14 protein-coding genes and 1 tRNA gene are annotated in these 19,033 nt (G+C 69.4%); all 15 read left to right on the top strand.

From position 1 onward, the window contains the following. The first annotated feature begins 1 nt into the window (after position 1). Positions 2 to 77 (top strand) — tRNA-Trp (locus tag EDD34_RS17765). A 123-nt stretch (positions 78 to 200) separates the two neighbouring features. Continuing rightward, the gene (gene secE, locus EDD34_RS17760; protein ID WP_123816635.1) at positions 201 to 431 is read left to right on the top strand and encodes a preprotein translocase subunit SecE; all 231 of its coding nucleotides are present in this window, start codon (positions 201 to 203) and stop codon (positions 429 to 431) included. A 215-nt stretch (positions 432 to 646) separates the two neighbouring features. Beyond that, the gene (gene nusG / locus EDD34_RS17755; protein WP_123815751.1) at positions 647 to 1,432 is read left to right on the top strand and encodes a transcription termination/antitermination protein NusG; all 786 of its coding nucleotides are present in this window, start codon (positions 647 to 649) and stop codon (positions 1,430 to 1,432) included. A 69-nt stretch (positions 1,433 to 1,501) separates the two neighbouring features. Continuing rightward, on the top strand, positions 1,502 to 1,933 hold the full coding sequence (rplK, locus tag EDD34_RS17750) for a 50S ribosomal protein L11 (RefSeq protein WP_123815750.1): 432 nt from the start codon (positions 1,502 to 1,504) through the stop codon (positions 1,931 to 1,933). A gap of 140 nt (positions 1,934 to 2,073) precedes the next feature. After that, entirely contained in the window at positions 2,074 to 2,793 is a 720-nt protein-coding gene (gene rplA / locus EDD34_RS17745; RefSeq protein ID WP_123815749.1) for a 50S ribosomal protein L1, read from the top strand. Between the two features lie 309 nt (positions 2,794 to 3,102). Next, positions 3,103 to 3,741 (top strand): RNA polymerase sigma factor, encoded by a 639-nt coding sequence (locus EDD34_RS17740; protein WP_123815748.1) that lies wholly within the window; start codon positions 3,103 to 3,105, stop codon positions 3,739 to 3,741. Further along, on the top strand, positions 3,732 to 4,283 hold the full coding sequence (locus EDD34_RS17735; RefSeq protein WP_246012544.1) for a peptidase associated/transthyretin-like domain-containing protein: 552 nt from the start codon (positions 3,732 to 3,734) through the stop codon (positions 4,281 to 4,283). Before EDD34_RS17740 ends, EDD34_RS17735 begins: the two co-directional genes overlap by 10 nt. A gap of 112 nt (positions 4,284 to 4,395) precedes the next feature. Next, positions 4,396 to 5,856: a S8 family peptidase gene (locus EDD34_RS17730; RefSeq protein ID WP_123815747.1), complete on the top strand. Its 1,461-nt coding sequence runs from the start codon at positions 4,396 to 4,398 to the stop codon at positions 5,854 to 5,856. A 10-nt stretch (positions 5,857 to 5,866) separates the two neighbouring features. Further along, positions 5,867 to 8,449 carry a CHAT domain-containing protein gene (locus EDD34_RS17725; protein WP_123815746.1) on the top strand — a complete coding sequence of 861 codons (2,583 nt, stop codon included), beginning with the start codon at positions 5,867 to 5,869 and terminating at the stop codon, positions 8,447 to 8,449. Between the two features lie 389 nt (positions 8,450 to 8,838). Continuing rightward, complete coding sequence (gene rplJ / locus EDD34_RS17720) at positions 8,839 to 9,369, top strand: 50S ribosomal protein L10 (protein WP_123815745.1); 531 nt, start codon at positions 8,839 to 8,841, stop codon at positions 9,367 to 9,369. Positions 9,370 to 9,447: 78 nt separating this feature from the next. Next, complete coding sequence (gene rplL, locus EDD34_RS17715) at positions 9,448 to 9,837, top strand: 50S ribosomal protein L7/L12 (protein ID WP_123815744.1); 390 nt, start codon at positions 9,448 to 9,450, stop codon at positions 9,835 to 9,837. A gap of 399 nt (positions 9,838 to 10,236) precedes the next feature. Beyond that, complete coding sequence (gene rpoB / locus EDD34_RS17710; protein ID WP_123815743.1) at positions 10,237 to 13,749, top strand: DNA-directed RNA polymerase subunit beta; 3,513 nt, start codon at positions 10,237 to 10,239, stop codon at positions 13,747 to 13,749. A gap of 60 nt (positions 13,750 to 13,809) precedes the next feature. Next, entirely contained in the window at positions 13,810 to 17,691 is a 3,882-nt protein-coding gene (locus EDD34_RS17705; RefSeq protein WP_123815742.1) for a DNA-directed RNA polymerase subunit beta', read from the top strand. A gap of 417 nt (positions 17,692 to 18,108) precedes the next feature. Beyond that, positions 18,109 to 18,483 (top strand): 30S ribosomal protein S12, encoded by a 375-nt coding sequence (rpsL, locus tag EDD34_RS17700; RefSeq protein WP_123815741.1) that lies wholly within the window; start codon positions 18,109 to 18,111, stop codon positions 18,481 to 18,483. Then, complete coding sequence (rpsG, locus tag EDD34_RS17695) at positions 18,483 to 18,953, top strand: 30S ribosomal protein S7 (protein WP_123815740.1); 471 nt, start codon at positions 18,483 to 18,485, stop codon at positions 18,951 to 18,953. The genes rpsL and rpsG overlap by 1 nt, the downstream gene beginning before the upstream one ends. Positions 18,954 to 19,033: the final 80 nt, after the last annotated feature.

The following is a 19,033-nucleotide window of genomic DNA, read 5'->3' as shown; positions in this document are numbered from 1 at the left end:
AAGGGTAGTGGCGCAATTGGTAGCGCAGCGGTCTCCAAAACCGCAGGTTGCAGGTTCGAGTCCTGTCTACCCTGCCAGCGTTGGTCCCGCCGGGGTCACGCAGAGCGGGGCCACGTGAGTGGCGCCGGGCCGGACCGTCCCGCCCCCGGGGCGGGGCAGATGCCACAGGAGTGGGGTTAGCAGTGAGCGACACCGAGGTGATGAAGAGCACTGCGGAGCGTCCTGGTGAGGGCCGCCGCAACATCTTCGCGCGGATCGCACTCTTCGTGCGCCAGGTGATCGGCGAGCTCAAGAAGGTCGTCACGCCCACGCGCTCGGAACTGCTCAACTACACCTGGGTCGTCCTGGTGTTCCTGGTCGTGGTCATGCTGTTCGTGACGGCACTCGACTTCGGGATCGGCAAGCTCACCTTCCTGGTCTTCGGGCAGTGACGCGAGTTCGCTGAACCTCCGCGCTTCACCGGTCAGTCTCGGTGCCGTGTCGCACGGCACAGGTCGCCGGGCCCGATCGGTCGCTCCGCACCGCGCACACTGCGCGACAATGGGAGCCGGGTGTGGTGTCGTGTTCCGAAGGCCCCATCCGAGCCACCGGGTTCGCAAGGTTGTGCCGGGTACCTCCCGGCCAGGAGAAGAAAGCAGGTTCGTACGTGTCCCAGGATTCTCTGGACCAGACGGAGAACGTCGAGCTGCCCGATGCCGGGAGTGCCGAGGCGGCCGATGACGTGACCGTGGACGCCGAGAACGCCGACGCGCCTGCGGACGCTGCCGACGACGACGCGACCGCCTCCGAGGGCGCGGCAGAGGACGCCGAGGAGGCCGTCGACGAGGTCGCCGAGTTCAAGAGCATGCTGCGTTCGCAGCCGGGCGACTGGTACGTCATCCACTCCTACGCGGGCTACGAGAACCGTGTGAAGGCCAACCTGGAGAACCGCATCCAGAGCCTGAACATGGAGGACTACATCTTCCAGATCGAGGTCCCCATGGAAGAGGTGGCCGAGATCAAGAACGCGCAGAAGAAGATCGTGCGCCGGGTCCGTATCCCCGGGTACGTGCTCGTGCGCATGGACCTCACCGACGAGTCGTGGGGCGCGGTGCGCCACACGCCGGGCGTGACGGGCTTCGTGGGCCACACCCACCAGCCCGTGCCCCTCACGTTCGACGAGATCTACTCGATGCTCGCCCCGACGGTCGAGGCCCAGCCCGCCGCCGGGAAGCCCGCCGCCGAGGCCGCCTCGGGCGGTTCGTCCAAGTCGGCCGTGCACGTGGACTTCGAGGTCGGCGAGTCGGTCACCGTCACGGACGGGCCGTTCGACACGTTGCCCGCCACCATCTCCGAGATCAACGTGGAGTCGCAGAAGCTCCACGTGCTCGTTTCGATCTTCGGCCGGGAGACCCCGGTCGAGCTGGGGTTCGACCAGGTCGCCAAGATCTGATCCACCCCGTACCTCATTGCAACCGGGTCATCGCCCACGGCGTCGGCCCACTGACAGAAAGCGCAGAGAATGCCCCCCAAGAAGAAGGTCGCCGGCCTTATCAAGCTCCAGATCCAGGCCGGCGCGGCGAACCCCGCTCCGCCGATCGGCCCCGCGCTGGGTCAGCACGGCGTGAACATCATGGAGTTCTGCAAGGCCTACAACGCGGCGACCGAGTCGCAGCGCGGCAACGTGATCCCGGTGGAGATCACGGTCTACGAGGACCGCTCCTTCACCTTCATCACGAAGACGCCGCCGGCCGCGGAGCTCATCAAGAAGGCAGCGGGTGTCCAGAAGGGCTCGGGCACCCCGCACACGACCAAGGTCGCGAACCTGACGATGGACCAGGTCAAGGAGATCGCGCAGACCAAGATGCCGGACCTCAACGCGAACGACGTCGAGGCTGCCGCCAAGATCATCGCGGGCACCGCCCGCTCGATGGGGATCACCGTCAGCCAGTGACGACGCTGCCGCCGCCGGCGCTCGCGTGTTCCGCGACGCCGGCAGGCGGCTGATCCGAACCGGGTGCCCGGCGACCGCCGTCGGGCACCACTGTGGCAGGGCCGCCCGGCCCGCTACGACCACGAAGGAAGGGCACAGAAATGGCCAAGCAGGGTAAGAACTACCGCTCCGCGTTCGCGAAGATCGACCGCGACAACCTGTACGCGCCGCTCGAGGCGGTCCGTCTCGCCAAGGAGACCGCGACCACCAAGTACGACTCGACCGTCGAGGTCGTGTTCCGTCTCGGCGTCGACCCGCGTCAGGCGGACCAGATGGTTCGCGGCACGGTGAACCTCCCCCACGGCACGGGTAAGACCGCCAAGGTCATCGTGTTCGCCAACGCCGCGAAGGCCGAGGAGGCCCGTGCGGCAGGTGCGGACGAGGTCGGCGGCGACGAGCTGATCGAGAAGGTCGCCGGCGGTTACACCGACTTCGACGCCGCCGTGGCCACGCCGGACCTCATGGGCAAGGTCGGCCGCCTCGGTAAGGTGCTGGGTCCCCGCGGCCTGATGCCGAACCCGAAGACCGGCACCGTGACGATGGACGTGACCAAGGCCGTCACCGAGATCAAGGGCGGCAAGATCGAGTTCCGCGTCGACAAGCACGCCAACCTGCACTTCATCATCGGCAAGGTGTCCTTCCCGGACGAGCAGCTGGTGGAGAACTACGGTGCGGCGCTCGACGAGGTGCTGCGTCTCAAGCCGTCCTCCTCGAAGGGCCGCTACATCTCGAAGGCCACGATGACGACGACGATGGGCCCGGGCATCCCGCTCGACCAGTCGCGCACGACGAACCTCCTGGTGGAGACCCCGGCCGCCTGAGCCGAAACACTCGCTGACGACGTCGGCCCGCGCCCCCGCACCGGGGCGCGGGCCGACGTCGTCAGCGCATGTATCAAAGTGCGCGGCACGCCCTCTGTACTGGTGAGAGCAGGAGGTGACGCCGGGTGGGCGCTGTCCACCGGGCGTGGCCTTCACATCATCGCTTCGTCCCAGAGGGGTGGGTGCCGGGTGCGCGTTCCGGTGAGGAGGGCTCGGGCACGTCGTGCGTGTCCGAGTGCCCCCGTATATTTGCAGGGTCCAGAACCGACACGTCTGCGCCCGCGGACGTCGAGACCCCGCATCGAGGCGATGACAAGACGCTGCGACGCTCCGTCCGCACGAGAGTCCCACGACGCTCCCGAGTGCACGCTCGGGGAGCGCGCCGCGCATGCGCTGCTCGCCTATCGGGAGGGCAGCACGGACCGCCTCGACGCCGTCGTCCGGGAGGCGAACCCGCTGCTGTGGGCGACGGTGCGTGCTCAGGGGGTGGACCGGGACACGGCTGCCGACATCGTCCAGAACACCTGGGTGCAGCTCGTCAGGTACGCGGACCGCATCGAGGAGCCGCGCGCGGTGCTGAAGTGGCTGCTCACCACCGCACGGCGGGCGGCGTGGGAAGAGGTCAGCAACGAACGCGCCGACGCCGCGCGGCGGACGGACCTGCCCGACGACGACACCCGTCACTCGGCGCTCCCCGACCCGACGCCGCAGCCCGACGCCGAGGTCCTGACCAAGGAGCGCGACCAGATCCTGTGGAAGGCGTTCGGTGAGTTGTCCGAACGCTGCCGTGAGCTGCTGCACCTGGTCTCGCTCGCGGACCGCCCGGACTACCGGATGATCTCCGCCGCCGTCGGTATGCCGGTCGGGAGCATCGGGGCGACGCGTGGCCGGTGCCTCGCCAAACTGCGCACGGAACTGGACCGGATGGGAGGCGGCACGTGGGCCTGAACGGACAGGATCTCCCGGAGATCCGGGACGACGAGCTCACCCTCTCGCCCGCGGAGCCGATGGACGATGCCGACCGGGCAGTCCTCGCGCATCTTGCCGAGGTCGCGAGCCTGCTCGATCCGATGCCCGACGACCTCGTCGAGCGATCGTTGTTCGCCGCCACGCTCGCGGGCCTCGAGGCCGAGGTGATGGAGGTCGTGCAGCTGTCGGACACGGCGGCTGGTGTGCGCTCCGCGACCGCCCCGGCCGAGGGGGCGCCGACCGAGGCGCGGACCATCTCCTTCACGCACGGCGACCTCACGCTGATGATCCAGCTCTCGGCCGAGCGCGCCGGCCGGATTCGCGTGGACGGGTGGATCGCCGTGTCGACGCCGTCGTACACGGTCGAGCTGCATCGGCCCGGCACGGCTCCGGAGGTCACGGAGGCCGACGAGGACGGGCGGTTCTCGTTCCCGGCGGTGCAACCCGGTGCGGCGAGCCTGATCGTCCGCCGTCCCGAGGCCGACGGCGGTGCGGTGAGCACACCCGTGATCGAACTGTAGTGACGCGCCGGCAGACAGATTCGTGGCCTGAGGGGCGGCCGGGCGCAGAGTGGTCCCGGGGGGAGACCGCTTCGGTGAGGCGCAAGCATCCGACGAACGAGAGGTGACCCCCGTGAGTTCTTTGCCCGAGACCCCGCAGGTACGCGACCACACCGGTGGATGGCGTCCCGTGCGGGACCTGGATCCGGAGTCGGCACGATCCCGCCGGGAGGTCTCGCTGGCCCCCACGCGCTACGTGGCGGACCGCCTGATCCTGCGGACCACCCCGGGCGACGACCCGGACCCGCTGCTCGACCTGCTGCGGGAACGCGCCGCCGAGCGGAATCTCGAGTTCGCGGAGGAGCACCTGGAACGGGCCGGCTCGCGCGCCGCGGCGCCGCGGCCCGGGCTCGCGGTGCACCTCGCCGGGGACGACGGCGACGTGTGGGACCTGCTGGACGACGTCGCGTCGGCGGTCGACACCGGTGAGCGGAAGCGCATCGGGCTCGATCACGTGCTCGTCGGGCACCGGAACGGGGGAGGGCTGCCGGTCCCGGGGGACCGCGAGCCCGCGCACCGGATCGGTCCGGCGCCGCGCCGCCTGTTCGGCGACGGCCCCGCACCGTGGCTCACCGAGCACGGGATGCACCGTCCCGTCGTGGCCGTCGTCGACACAGGGATCGGGGAGCACCCCTGGCTCGACGGCGATCGGCTGGTGATCCGCGACGCGGCGGTCGACGGCCACCCCATCGGCACGTACACGGAAGACGAACCCGACACCACGCCTGACGGCCTCACCCCGTTCGCCGGTCACGGGACGTTCATCGCCGGTGTCGTGCACCAGATGTGCCCGGACGCGGCGATCCTGCCCGTCCGGGCGATGTCGACCGACGGGCTGGTCCGCGAGTGGGACCTGACGCGGACGCTGGAACGCCTGCTGGAGTACCACCTGCGCGGCGTCGCCGGGACCGACGGCTGCGCGCCCGTGGACATCCTCGTGCTCGCCATGGGCTTCCGTCCCGAGGTCGCGGAGGACGACGACTACGAGGGAGTCCTCCGGGGCGTGCTGCGGGACCTGCGCCGCGCGGGCGTCCTCGTCGTCGTGTCGGCCGGCAACGACGGGGACGACCGCGAGATCTTCCCCGCGGCCTGGGCGCCGCACGTCCGGCGGATCGAGGACCGTGTCGAGCCGTTCGACCTGCGAGACCTGCACCCGGACTACCCGCCCATCCTCTCGGTCGGCGCCTCCAACCCGAACGGGACGCTCGCGGACTTCAGCAACGACGGCCCCTGGGTCACCTGTGTGCGGCACGGCCGGGAGGTCGTGAGCACCATGCCGGTCACGGCCGACGGACCCCTGCAGCCGCAGTTCCTCGGCGTGGACCCGCTGCGCGAGTCCACCGACCCCGACGACTACACCGGGGGTTTCGCGCAGTGGAGCGGCACCTCGTTCGCCGCGCCGGTGCTCGCCGGCGAGCTCGCGCAGGAACTCCTGGAACAGCGGAACGAAGGGGAGGAGGGGCACCGGGTGGCCATGGCGTGGCGGGCGGTACAGGCTGTGACGGGGATGCCGGAACCCACCGCCGCACGATGAGGCCGGCACCATGACGGTGGACGACTCACATCTGCAGTCGCTCGCGTCCCGGATCAAAGGGGCGCGCGAGCTGAACAAACGAGCGCGATGGGCCGCCGGGGAGTCCGCGTTCCGTCGCGTGCTCGACGAGATCGAGGCGATCGCCGTCGAGTCCCTCAGCCCGGATCAGCGACAGATGTGGGACGGCCTCGCCGTGCGCGGCCACCTGGGGTTGTCGAACTCGGTGCTCATGCGGACCGACTCGCTCGACGACGCGATGAGGCTGTGCTCCCGGGCCGAGGAGTTCGCCGAGGGGTCGGCCGACACGTCTCTCGGCACCTTGGTCCAGCTGCAACGGGGGGTCCTGCTGATCCGCACCGGCAGCACGCGTTCCGCGCTCGACCACTTCTCCGAGGCCTTCGAGAACGCCGACCTGCTCGAGGACGAGGAGCGGGCGATCCTGCTCCTGAACCGGGGGAACGCGCACAGCGAGCTCGGCATGTTCGAGGCCGCCCTGCGCGACTACCAGGAGTCCTACGAACACGCGGCTCAGGCAGGGAACGTCATGTCCACCTCGTTCGCGCTGGGCAACATCGGGTACGCCTTGTACGCCATGGGGGACCTGCCTGGCGCGCTGGCGTCGATGGAGCAGTCCCACGACCTCACACCCGACCGGGACGACGGGATCCCGCTCCTCGCACGTGCCGAGGTGCTCTTCGACAGCGGACTGCTCCTGGACGCCGAACGTCTCCTGCGGACGGCTGTCGAGCAACTCGCCAGAGTGGGATGGCGCGCCGACCACGCCGAGGCCGAATGGTTTCACGCCCGCTGCCTGCTCGGACTCCGCCAGTACGACGAGGCACGCCGGACGGCGCGGCGGGCCAGCCGCAGGTTCGCCGACGCCGGGAATCCTTCGATGGCGGCGCTCGCGCAGGTTCTGGAGCTGGAGGCGGAGCTCGCCGCCACCCGGTTCGAGACCCCCACCCCCACGGTCGCCCGACGCCGGGCCCAGGCCGCGCTCACCGTCGCGCGAAAAGGGGACGGGACCGGCTCGTTCCTGGGGTATCACCCGGGCCACGCCGCCCGTCTCGTCGCCGCCCGCTGGCTCGTTCTCGCCGGTGACATCGTCCAGGCCCGCCGGGTGTTCGACGTCGTCGGCAGGGACGGCCCAGGCACCCCCCTGACCTACCGGATCCAACGCCTCGTCGTGGCGGCCCAGCTCGCCTTCGCCGAGCACAACCGGTCCAGGGGGCTCCGAGCCGTGCGCCAGGGCTTCGGGCTCCTGCGCGAGCACCGGTCACGGCTCGGCGCCGTCGAATCGGTGACGGCAGCCGCCGTGCACGGCGTCGACCTCCAGCTCGTGGACGTCGGAGCTGCGCTGGAGACGGGAAGGGCCCAGGCGTTCTTCGACGCGCTGGAACGCGGCCGCTCCACCTTCGCCGGTGCCGGCCGCGTCACCCCGCCCGACGATCCCGCCGCCGCCGAACTCCTCGCCGAGGCCCGCGGTCTGCTCGGGCGCGCGCGAGAGCTGCGCACCGACGGGGACCACGCCGCCGAGCGGGAGGATCTCACCCGGCGTGCCGGAGTCCTCCAGAACCAGGTGCGCGAACGCTCCTGGCTGCACGCCGGGGACGCCGAGGTCGACCAGCCCGTCACCGCGCGCGAGACCGTGCGGGCGCTCGACGGCACCGCCGTCGTCGCCAACTTCGCCGTCCTCGCGGGACGGCTCCGCGCCGTCCGGGTCGACAAGGACGGCGCTGCGCTCCTCGAACTCGGCGAGCCCGGCGGCGTCGAGGAGCGCGTGCGCCGCGTCCGGGCCGACATCGCGGTCGCCGCCAACGAGCACATCCCCCCACCCCTGCGCGCGGCCGCGCAGGCGTCCCTCGACCGCTCCCTCAAGAAGCTGGACGACGCCGTCCTCGCCCCCCTGGGAGCCGACGGCGACCTGCACATCGTGGCGCGCGAACCCCTGCTCGGCATTCCGTGGGCAGCGCTGCCGTCCCGGCAGGGACAGCGCACGTCGGTCAACTCCCACGTGGCGCGCGGCCGCCGGGGCGCGCGTCCCGGAGCTCGCCACCGCCTGCTCGCGGCCGCCGGACCCGGCGTCGCACACGGCTCCGGCGAGGCCTTCGCGGTCGGCGAGGAATGGCCGGGCGCGACCGTTCTCACGGGAGACTCGGCGACCACCACCGCGGTCCGTGAGGCGCTCGCCACGCACGACGTCGTCCATCTCGCCGCCCACGGCCGGCACGACGCCGACAACCCGCTCTTCGCCTCGATCGAGCTGGCCGACGGCCCCCTGTTCGCCCACGAACTCGACGGAATGCGACTCCCCGGGACCGTGGTGGTGCTGGCAGCATGTGAGGTCGGCGGCTCCTCCGAGGTGGTCGGGGGAGAGGTGCTGGGCCTCACCTCCGTCTTGCTCCGGCTCGGTGCGCGGGCCGTCATCGCGGCGGTGGCGCCTCTCCCCGATGCCCTCGCCGCCCAGGTCATGCCCCGCTTCCATGCCCACCTCCGGGCCACGGACGACCCGGAGGCGGCGCTTGCGGCGGCCTGCGCGGAGGCGGACCGTCCGGTCCCCCTGGTCTGCTTCGCGGCCCTGGAATCGCTCTGACCGGCGACCGGCGACCGGCGACCGGCGCGGGGCTTCGGGCCGCGGCAAGCCGCGCCGGCGGAGCCCGGACACGTCCGGGATCGACGAGCGCGGGACGCCGACTGTGGCGAGGCGCACGCGCACACCGCGGCCCTCGGCACGCGCCTCGTGTACTCTTGACAGGTAACCACAGACCGCCGGTCGTCCGACGCTGCCCGGGAACGGGGAGCAGAGGGCCGAAGTCCGCTGACACGCGGAGGCCTGCGCAGGTGAACGACGACGATCCGTCCGGCCCTTCGGGGTCGCATGTGTTCCGAGCCCCGTGCGCCTGCGCCGGGGCTCTTTTCGTGTCGTGGGAAGCTCCGGGCTCATGCCCGGGGGACGGCGGTACCACCACCGGAAGGATTGCCATGGCGAGGCCGGACAAGGCAGCCGCCGTCGCGGAGATCGCGGACAAGTTCCGCGAGTCCAACGCGGCCGTGCTGACCGAGTACCGCGGGCTCACCGTTGCGCAGCTCAAGGATCTGCGCCGGTCGCTCAGCGGCAACGCAACCTACGCCGTGGTGAAGAACACGCTGACGGGGATCGCGGCCAAGGAGGCCGGTGTCGAGGGTCTCGACGCCAGCCTGAAGGGCCCGTCCGCCATCGCATTCGTGACCGGGGACCCGGTCGAGGCTGCGAAGGGTCTGCGTGACTTCGCCAAGGCGAACCCCGCACTGGTCATCAAGGGCGGTGTCCTCGAGGGGAACGCCCTGACCGCCGCGGAGATCACGAAGCTCGCGGACCTCGAGTCCCGCGAGGTTCTGCTGGCCAGGGTGGCCGGCGGGCTGAAGGCCACGCTGACCCGTGCGGCGTACGCGTTCACCGCCAAGCCCACTCAGGTCGCCCGCATCATCGATGCCCTGCGTGAGAAGCAGGACTCGGAGGGTGCCGCCGCGTGACGCGGTGGTGCTCGGAACACAAACCCCTGCTTCTGGCGGGCACTGCCCGCGAAGCGCTGAAGTGAAAGGAACGCCACCATGGCGAAGCTCAGCACCGACGAGCTCCTGTCCGCCTTCGAGGAGCTCACGCTCATCGAGCTCTCCGAGTTCGTGAAGGCCTTCGAGGAGAAGTTCGACGTCACCGCCGCGGCCCCGGCCGCCGTGGCCGTTGCCGCCCCTGCCGGCGGCGACGGTGCTGCCCCCGCCGAGGAGGAGAAGTCGGAGTTCGACGTCGTCCTCACGGCTGCCGGCGACAAGAAGATCGGCGTCATCAAGGAGGTGCGCGCCCTCACGTCCCTCGGCCTGAAGGAGGCCAAGGACCTGGTGGACAGCGCGCCGAAGGCGGTCCTCGAGGGCGCCAGCAAGGAAGACGCGGAGAAGGCCAAGGCTGCCCTCGAGGGCGCCGGCGCCACCGTCGAGCTCAAGTGAGCCACGAGGTCGCGTGACCTCTGCCCGTCTCGGGCAAGGTGATCGTCCGGCGCGGCCCCGCGCCGTCGTCGGGCGGTCGCCATCAGGAACACGAGGCCCGCACCCCGGTACTCCGGGTGCGGGCCTCGTGCCGTCTTGTCGTGTCGGTGCGGATGCGCACCAATTTCCGGATCCGCCTTGATTCGGCGTGCGCGACAGGCGACGAGTAGACATACTTGAAGTGAATAGGTATGCTAGCGCTTTGCGCCCGCGTGTGCCCTCGACGCCGCCACACTGCTTCCCGAATGACCTGGTCAAACCCCTGGACGGGGTGTCCACGGACCACCGGTGAAGCCGGCCGAGCTTCCTGCCGCACCCGAGCGTACAGCGTTCACCCCGTACTGCAGGGAAGGACCCCTCTTGGCTGCCTCGCGCACCCCTTCAGCACCGTCCGCCGACGCCATCGCGAACCGTACCGCCTCCCGCCGCGTCTCTTTCGCCAAGATCCACGAACCGCTCGAAGTCCCCGATCTGCTCGGTCTGCAGACCGAGAGCTTCGACTGGCTGCTCGGCAATGCCGACTGGCAGGCCCGGGTCGCCGCGGCGAAGGCCGGCGGCCGGAACGACGTCCCGGAGGCCTCCGGCCTGGAAGAGATCTTCGAGGAGATCTCGCCGATCGAGGATTTCGGCCAGTCGATGTCCCTGTCGTTCTCCAACCACCGCTTCGAGCCGCCGAAGTACTCGGCGGACGAATGCAAGGAGAAGGACTTCACGTTTGCGGCCCCGTTGTTCGTGACCGCGGAGTTCGTGAACTACACGACCGGTGAGATCAAGAGCCAGACCGTTTTCATGGGTGATTTCCCGCTCATGACCGCGCGCGGCACGTTCATCATCAACGGCACCGAGCGCGTCGTCGTCTCGCAGCTCGTGCGCAGTCCCGGCGTGTACTTCGAGCGCACCCCGGACAAGACCAGCGACAAGGACGTCTTCTCCGCGAAGATGATCCCGTCGCGTGGTGCGTGGCTGGAGTTCGAGATCGACAAGCGCGACGCCGTCGGCGTGCGCGTCGACCGCAAGCGCAAGCAGCCGGTTACGGTGCTCCTGAAGGCGCTCGGCGTGAGCGAGGCGCAGATCCGCGAGGAGTTCGCGGACTTCCCGTCGGTGCTGGACACGCTGGAGAAGGACCACGTCCACACCGAGGACGAGGCCCTCGTCGACCTGTACCGCAAGATCCGCCCGGGCGAGCCGCCGACGGTCGAGGCCGGTCGCACGCTGCTGGAGAACTTCTACTTCAACCCGAAGCGGTACGACCTGGCGAAGGTCGGCCGGTACAAGCTCGGCAAGAAGGTCGGTACGGACGCCCCGCTGGCCGACTCGACGCTGTCCGTGAGCGACATCGTCGCGACGATCAAGTACCTCGCCGCACTGCACGCCGACGTGGAAACCATCGGTGGTCTGCGCAACGGCGAGCCGGTCGACATCCGCGTCGAGACGGACGACATCGACCACTTCGGCAACCGCCGCATCCGCGCCGTGGGCGAGCTCATCCAGAACCAGGTCCGTACGGGCCTGTCCCGCATGGAGCGCGTCGTGCGTGAGCGTATGACCACGCAGGACGTCGAGGCCATCACGCCGCAGACGCTGATCAACATCCGGCCGGTCGTGGCGTCGATCCGCGAGTTCTTCGGTACGTCCCAGCTGTCGCAGTTCATGGACCAGAACAACCCGCTGGCCGGCCTGACGCACAAGCGCCGCCTGTCCGCGCTCGGTCCGGGCGGTCTCTCGCGCGACCGCGCCGGCATGGAGGTCCGTGACGTCCACCCGTCGCACTACGGCCGCATGTGCCCGATCGAGACGCCGGAAGGCCCGAACATCGGTCTGATCGGCTCGCTCGCGTCGTTCGGCCGCATCAACCCGTTCGGCTTCATCGAGACGCCGTACCGCAAGGTGGTGAACGGCCGCGTCACGGACGAGGTCGAGTACCTGACGTCCGACGACGAGGACCGCCACGTCATCGCGCAGGCGAACACGTCGCTGACCGCGGACGGCGCCTTCGAGACGGACCGCGTCCTGGTCCGCACCAAGGGCGGCGAGACCAACGACGTCCCGGCCACCGATGTCGACTACATGGACGTCTCGCCGCGTCAGATGGTGTCGGTCGCCACCGCGCTGATCCCGTTCCTCGAGCACGACGACGCGAACCGCGCCCTCATGGGCGCCAACATGCAGCGCCAGGCGGTGCCGCTGGTCCGCTCGGAGATGCCGGTGGTCGGTACGGGCATGGAGCGCCGTGCCGCCATCGACGCGGGCGACGTGATCGTGGCGACCAAGCCCGGTGTGGTCACCGAGGTGTCCGCCGACCTGGTCCTGGTCGCGAACGACGACGGCACCACCGGTTCCTACCGCGTGCACAAGTTCATCCGCTCGAACCAGGGCACCAGCTACAACCAGCGGGTGCTCGTGGACGAGGGGCAGCGCGTCGAGGTCGGTTCGGTCCTTGCGGACGGCCCGGCCACCGACGAGGGCGAGCTCGCCCTGGGCAAGAACCTCCTCGTGGCGTTTATGTCGTGGGAGGGCCACAACTACGAGGACGCGATCATCCTGAGCCAGCGGCTCGTGGAGGACGACGTCCTGTCCTCGATCCACATCGAGGAGCACGAGGTCGACGCGCGCGACACGAAGCTCGGTCCGGAGGAGATCACGCGGGACATCCCGAACGTCTCCGAGGAGGTCCTGGGTGACCTCGACGAGCGTGGCATCGTCCGCATCGGTGCCGAGGTCGGCGCCGGCGACATCCTGGTCGGCAAGGTCACCCCGAAGGGCGAGACCGAGCTCACCCCGGAGGAGCGTCTGCTGCGCGCGATCTTCGGCGAAAAGGCCCGCGAGGTGCGCGACACCTCCCTCAAGGTGCCCCACGGCGAGTCCGGCACGGTCATCGCGGTGCGCGAGTTCAACCGGGAGGACGGCGACGAGCTGCCCGCCGGTGTGAACCAGCTGGTGCGTGTCTACATCGCGAACCGCCGCAAGATCACCGTCGGTGACAAGCTGGCCGGCCGCCACGGCAACAAGGGCGTCATCTCGAAGATCCTGCCGGTCGAGGACATGCCGTTCCTCGAGGACGGCACGCCCGTCGACGTGATCCTGAACCCGCTGGGCGTGCCCGGTCGTATGAACGTGGGCCAGGTCCTGGAGACACACCTCGGGTGGGTCGCCAAGCAGGGGTGGGACGTCGCCGACGCCGAGGACCCGAAGGCCGAGTGGCTCGACAACGTGCCCCAGATCGCGCGGTCGAGCGATGCGGGTACCCCGGTCGCCACCCCGGTGTTCGACGGTCTGCAGGAGGACGCGCTGCGTGGCCTCATCGCCACGACCCGGCCGAACCGCGACGGCGAGCGCATGGTCGGTCCGGATGGCAAGGCGCGGCTGTTCGACGGCCGCTCCGGCGAGCCGTTCCCGGAGCCGATCTCGACCGGCTACATGTACATCCTGAAGCTCCACCACCTGGTGGACGACAAGATCCACGCCCGCTCGACCGGTCCGTACTCGATGATCACGCAGCAGCCGCTGGGTGGTAAGGCGCAGTTCGGCGGTCAGCGTTTCGGCGAGATGGAGGTCTGGGCCCTGGAGGCGTACGGCGCCGCCTACACGCTGCAGGAGCTGCTCACCATCAAGTCCGACGACGTCCCCGGGCGCGTCAAGGTCTACGAGGCCATCGTCAAGGGCGAGAACATCCCCGACTCGGGTATCCCGGAGTCCTTCAAGGTGCTCCTGAAGGAGATGCAGTCGCTCTGCCTGAACGTGGAGGTGCTGTCCAGCGACGGCGCCGCCATCGAGATGAAGGAGTCCGACGACGAGGTGTACCGCGCCGCGGAGGAGCTCGGGATCGACCTGTCCCGGCGCCCGAACTCGGCGTCCACCGTCGACGAGATCTGAAACCGGGCTCGTCCCGGATCACCAGGATTTTTCGAGAACGCTTTGAGGAAGTAGGACACCTTGCTCGACGTCAACATCTTCGACGAGCTGCGCATCGGCCTCGCCACGGCCGACAACATCCGCGCCTGGTCGCACGGCGAGGTCAAGAAGCCCGAGACCATCAACTACCGCACCCTGAAGCCGGAGAAGGACGGGCTCTTCTGCGAGAAGATCTTCGGCCCCACCCGGGACTGGGAGTGCTACTGCGGCAAGTACAAGCGCGTGCGCTTCAAGGGCATCATCTGCGAGCGCTGCGGCGTGGAGGTCACGCGCTCCAAGGTGCGCCGTGAGCGCATGGCCCACATCGAGCTCGCCGCTCCCGTCACGCACATCTGGTTCTTCAAGGGTGTGCCCTCGCGCCTTGGCTACCTGCTGGATCTCGCGCCGAAGGACCTCGAGAAGGTCATCTACTTCGCCGCGTACATGATCACGGCGGTCGACGACGAGGCGCGCCAGGAGGACCTGCCCAACCTGCAGAACGAGATCGACCTCGAGAAGAAGGAGATCACGGACCGCAGGGACAACGAGATCAACACCCGGGCCACCAAGCTCGAGCAGGATCTCGCCGAGCTGGAGGCCGAGGGCGCCAAGGCCGACGCGCGCCGCAAGGTCCGCGACTCCGCCGAGCGCGAGATGGCTCAGCTGCGCAAGCGGGCGGACCAGGAGCTGGACCGCCTGGAGCAGGTCTGGGACCGCTTCAAGAACCTCAAGGTCGCGGACCTCGAGGGCGACGAGATGCTGTACCGCGCCCTGCAGGACCGCTACGGCACCTACTTCGAGGGCGCCATGGGCGCGGCGGCGATCCAGAAGCGCCTGGAGACCTTCGACCTGGAGGCCGAGGCGGAGTCGCTGAAGGAGACCATCCGCACCGGTAAGGGCCAGCGCAAGACGCGTGCGCTCAAGCGCCTGAAGGTCGTCAACGCGTTCCTCACCACGACCAACTCGCCGACGGCGATGGTGCTCGACGCCGTCCCGGTCATCCCGCCGGACCTGCGCCCGATGGTGCAGCTCGACGGTGGCCGCTTCGCGACGTCGGACCTGAACGACCTCTACCGCCGCGTGATCAACCGGAACAACCGCCTCAAGCGGCTGCTGGACCTCGGCGCGCCGGAGATCATCGTCAACAACGAGAAGCGGATGCTCCAGGAGGCCGTGGACTCGCTGTTCGACAACGGCCGTCGTGGCCGGCCCGTCACGGGTCCCGGCAACCGTCCGCTGAAGTCGATCTCCGACATGCTCAAGGGCAAGCAGGGCCGGTTCCGCCAGAACCTGCTCGGCAAGCGCGTCGACTACTCGGGCCGTTCGGTCATCGTGGTCGGCCCGCAGCTCAAGCTGCACCAGTGCGGCCTGCCGAAGCAGATGGCGCTCGAGCTGTTCAAGCCGTTCGTCATGAAGCGGCTCGTGGAGCTCAACCACGCGCAGAACATCAAGAGCGCCAAGCGCATGGTCGAGCGCACGCGCCCGGTCGTGTGGGACGTGCTCGAAGAGGTCATCACCGAGCACCCGGTGCTGCTGAACCGTGCGCCGACGCTGCACCGCCTGGGCATCCAGGCGTTCGAGCCGCAGCTCGTCGAGGGTAAGGCCATCCACCTGCACCCGCTCGTGTGCGCGGCGTTCAACGCCGACTTCGACGGCGACCAGATGGCGGTCCACCTGCCGCTGAGCGCCGAGGCGCAGGCCGAGGCCCGCATCCTCATGCTGTCCAGCAACAACATCCTCAAGCCGTCGGACGGCCGCCCGGTGACCATGCCCTCGCAGGACATGATCATCGGTCTGCACCACCTGACGAGCGACCGTCCGGACGCGGTCGGCGAGGGCCGGGCGTTCGCGTCGGTGGCCGAGGCCCTGATGGCCTTCGACCGCCACCAGCTGGACATCAACGCCAAGATCAAGCTGCGTATCGACGACCTGGTGCCGCCGAAGGGCTTCGAGACCCCGGAGGGCTGGGAAGAAGGCCAGCCGATCCTGTTCGAGACGACGCTCGGCCGTTACCTGTTCAACGAGACGCTGCCGGTCGACTACCCGTACGAGAACGGTGTGGCCGACAAGAAGCGCCTCTCGGCGATCGTCAACGACCTGGCGGAGCGCTACCCGAAGGTCGAGGTCGCCGCGGCGCTGGACGCGCTGAAGGACGCCGGCTACTACTGGGCCACGCGTTCGGGCGTCACGATCGCGATCAGCGACGTGGCCGCGCCGGAGGCGAAGGCTCAGATCCTCGACGACCACGAGGCCCGCGCCCTGAAGGTGCAGCAGCAGTTCGAGCGCGGTCTGATCACCGACGACGAGCGTCGCCAGGAGCTCATCGAGCTGTGGACGCAGGCGACGGACAAGGTCGCGCAGGTCATGCGGGAGAACCTCGAGTCGGACTCGCGCAACACCGTGCTCCGCATGGTGGGCTCGGGCGCCCGTGGTAACTGGATGCAGGTGCGTCAGATCGCCGGTATGCGCGGCCTCGTGGCGAACCCGAAGGGCGAGATCATTCCTCGCCCGATCAAGTCCAACTACCGTGAGGGCCTGTCCGTCCTCGAGTACTTCATCGCGACGCACGGTGCGCGAAAGGGTCTCGCGGACACGGCGCTGCGTACGGCGGACTCGGGTTACCTGACCCGTCGCCTGGTGGACGTCTCGCAGGACGTGATCATCCGCGAGGAGGACTGCGGTACCCAGCGCGGCCTCACCCACCCGGTCGCCGAGAAGCTCGACGACGGTTCGCTGGTTCCGCACCCGCTGGTGGAGACGAGCGTCTACGGACGCACGTTCGCGACCGACATCCTCGACGCGGACGGGAACGTCGTGGCCGGCGCCGGAGAGGACTGCGGCGACGTGGCCATCGCGGCCGTCGTCGCGGCGGGTGTCGCGGACGTCAAGGTGCGTTCGGTGCTCACCTGCGAGTCCCGCGTGGGCGCCTGCGCCAAGTGCTACGGCCGCTCCCTGGCCACGGGCAAGCTCGTGGACATCGGCGAGGCCGTCGGCATCATCGCGGCGCAGTCGATCGGTGAGCCGGGTACCCAGCTCACGATGCGTACCTTCCACACCGGTGGTGTGGCGGCCGCGGAGGACATCACGCAGGGTCTGCCGCGTGTCACCGAGCTCTTCGAGGCCCGTACCCCGAAGGGTGAGGCGCCGATCGCCGAGTTCACCGGCACGATCGAGATCGAGGACACGGAGCGGACACGGCACATCGTCCTCAAGCCGGACGACGGCGCGGAGGAGATCAAGTACCCGGTCACCAAGCGCGCGACACTGCTCGTGCACGACGGCGACCACGTGGCGGTCGGTACCCAGTTCGTCAAGGGCGCCGTCGACCCGAAGAAGGTGCTGCGCATCCTCGGCCCGCGTGCCACGCAGAGCCACCTGGTGGAGCAGGTCCAGGAGACCTACCGCTCGCAGGGTGTGGACATCCACGACAAGCACATCGAGGTCATCGTGCGGCAGATGCTGCGCCGCGTGACCGTGCTGGACTCGGGTGACTCCGAGCTCCTGCCGGGCGAACTCGCCGAGCGCATGCGCTTCGAGGACGCGAACCGCAAGGCGGTGGCGGAGGGCGGCCAGCCGGCTGCCGGCCGTCCGGAGCTCATGGGTATCACCAAGGCGTCGCTCGCCACCGACTCGTGGCTCTCGGCGGCCTCCTTCCAGGAGACCACCCGCGTGCTCACCGAGGCTTCGATGAGCGGCCGGCGTGACCCGCTGCTCGGCCTCAAGGAGAACGTCATCATCGGTAAGCTCATCCCCTCCGGCACGGGCCTCGCCCGCTACCGGAACGTGGAGGTCGAGCCGACGGAGCAGGCCAAGGCGGAGCTGTACCCGAGCTTCGGGTACGACGACATCGACTTCCCGACGCTCGGTATGGGCTCGGGCGAGGCGATCCCGCTGGAGGACCTGGACTTCGGCGACTTCCGCTGATCGGCGATGCCACTGTCCGACGGCGGTCGTGGGAACGTTTCGTACGGAACGTTCCCGCGGCCGCCGTCGGGCATCTGAGGTCATGGATCTCACAGTCATTTCGTTTTGACCGCCCGCGAGGCCGCAGGTAGCCTTGTTCAACGTGCCAGCGCCGTCTGGCCGCACAGTTCTGCGGATCGCCTCGTCGCGATCGGGCGGAAGCGGCCGATGTGAGTGCGCAGGCATCCCGGAGAAATCTCCCGCAGGGTTCTGCGCTGCCGGTGAGACCGACCGGGCCATCGAGCCGGTGGTAGGTGGCGTTGCGGACCCGTCAGGGCCGCGGGTGCCGCGTGCGATCGGCACGCACCAGCCACAGACCAACGAAGGGCGTCGGCGGCACCCGCCGGCACCACCAGCTCGAGAGACGACGGAGACGTAGTGCCTACGATCCAGCAGCTCGTCCGCAAGGGCCGGAGCTCCAAGGCCGGGAAGTCGAAGACCCCGGCCCTCAAGGGTTCCCCCCAGCGGCGCGGCGTGTGCACCCGTGTGTACACCACCACCCCCAAGAAGCCGAACTCCGCGCTCCGCAAGGTCGCGCGCGTGAAGCTCTCCACCGGCATCGAGGTCACCGCGTACATCCCCGGTGTCGGCCACAACCTGCAGGAGCACTCGATCGTGCTCGTGCGCGGCGGCCGTGTGAAGGACCTCCCGGGTGTTCGTTACAAGATCATCCGCGGCGCCCTCGACACGCAGGGCGTGAAGGGCCGCCAGCAGGCGCGCTCCCGCTACGGCGCCAAGAAGGAGAAGAGCTGATGCCCCGCAAGGGACCGGCCCCGAAGCGGCCGCTCATCGTCGACCCGGTCTACGGGTCCCCGGTCGTCACGCAGCTGATCAACAAGGTGCTGCTGGACGGCAAGAAGTCCACCGCCGAGGCGATCGTGTACGGCGCCCTCGAGGGTGTCCGCAGCAAGACGGACCAGGACCCGGTCGTCGTGCTGAAGCGCGCGCTCGACAACGTCCGCCCCGCGCTCGAGGTGCGTTCCCGCCGCGTCGGTGGCGCCACCTACCAGGTGCCGGTCGAGGTGCGCCCCTCACGCTCCACGACGCTCGCGCTCCGCTGGCTCACCGACTTCTCCCGGGCTCGCCGCGAGAAGACGATGACCGAGCGTCTGATGAACGAGATCCTCGATGCCTCGAACGGTCTCGGTGCCGCGGTCAAGCGCCGCGAGGACATGCACAAGATGGCCGACTCCAACAAGGCCTTCGCGCACTACCGCTGGTAATAATTGCTCCGACGGCCCCGGTCACCACCGGGGCCTTCGGTGGATCCGGATCCCGGACCAGACCCACAGAGGGGTAAGAG

This window comes from Myceligenerans xiligouense (assembly GCF_003814695.1).
In the GTDB taxonomy this organism is placed as follows: domain Bacteria; phylum Actinomycetota; class Actinomycetes; order Actinomycetales; family Cellulomonadaceae; genus Myceligenerans; species Myceligenerans xiligouense.
This window is presented reverse-complemented; position numbering and strand designations above follow the sequence as displayed.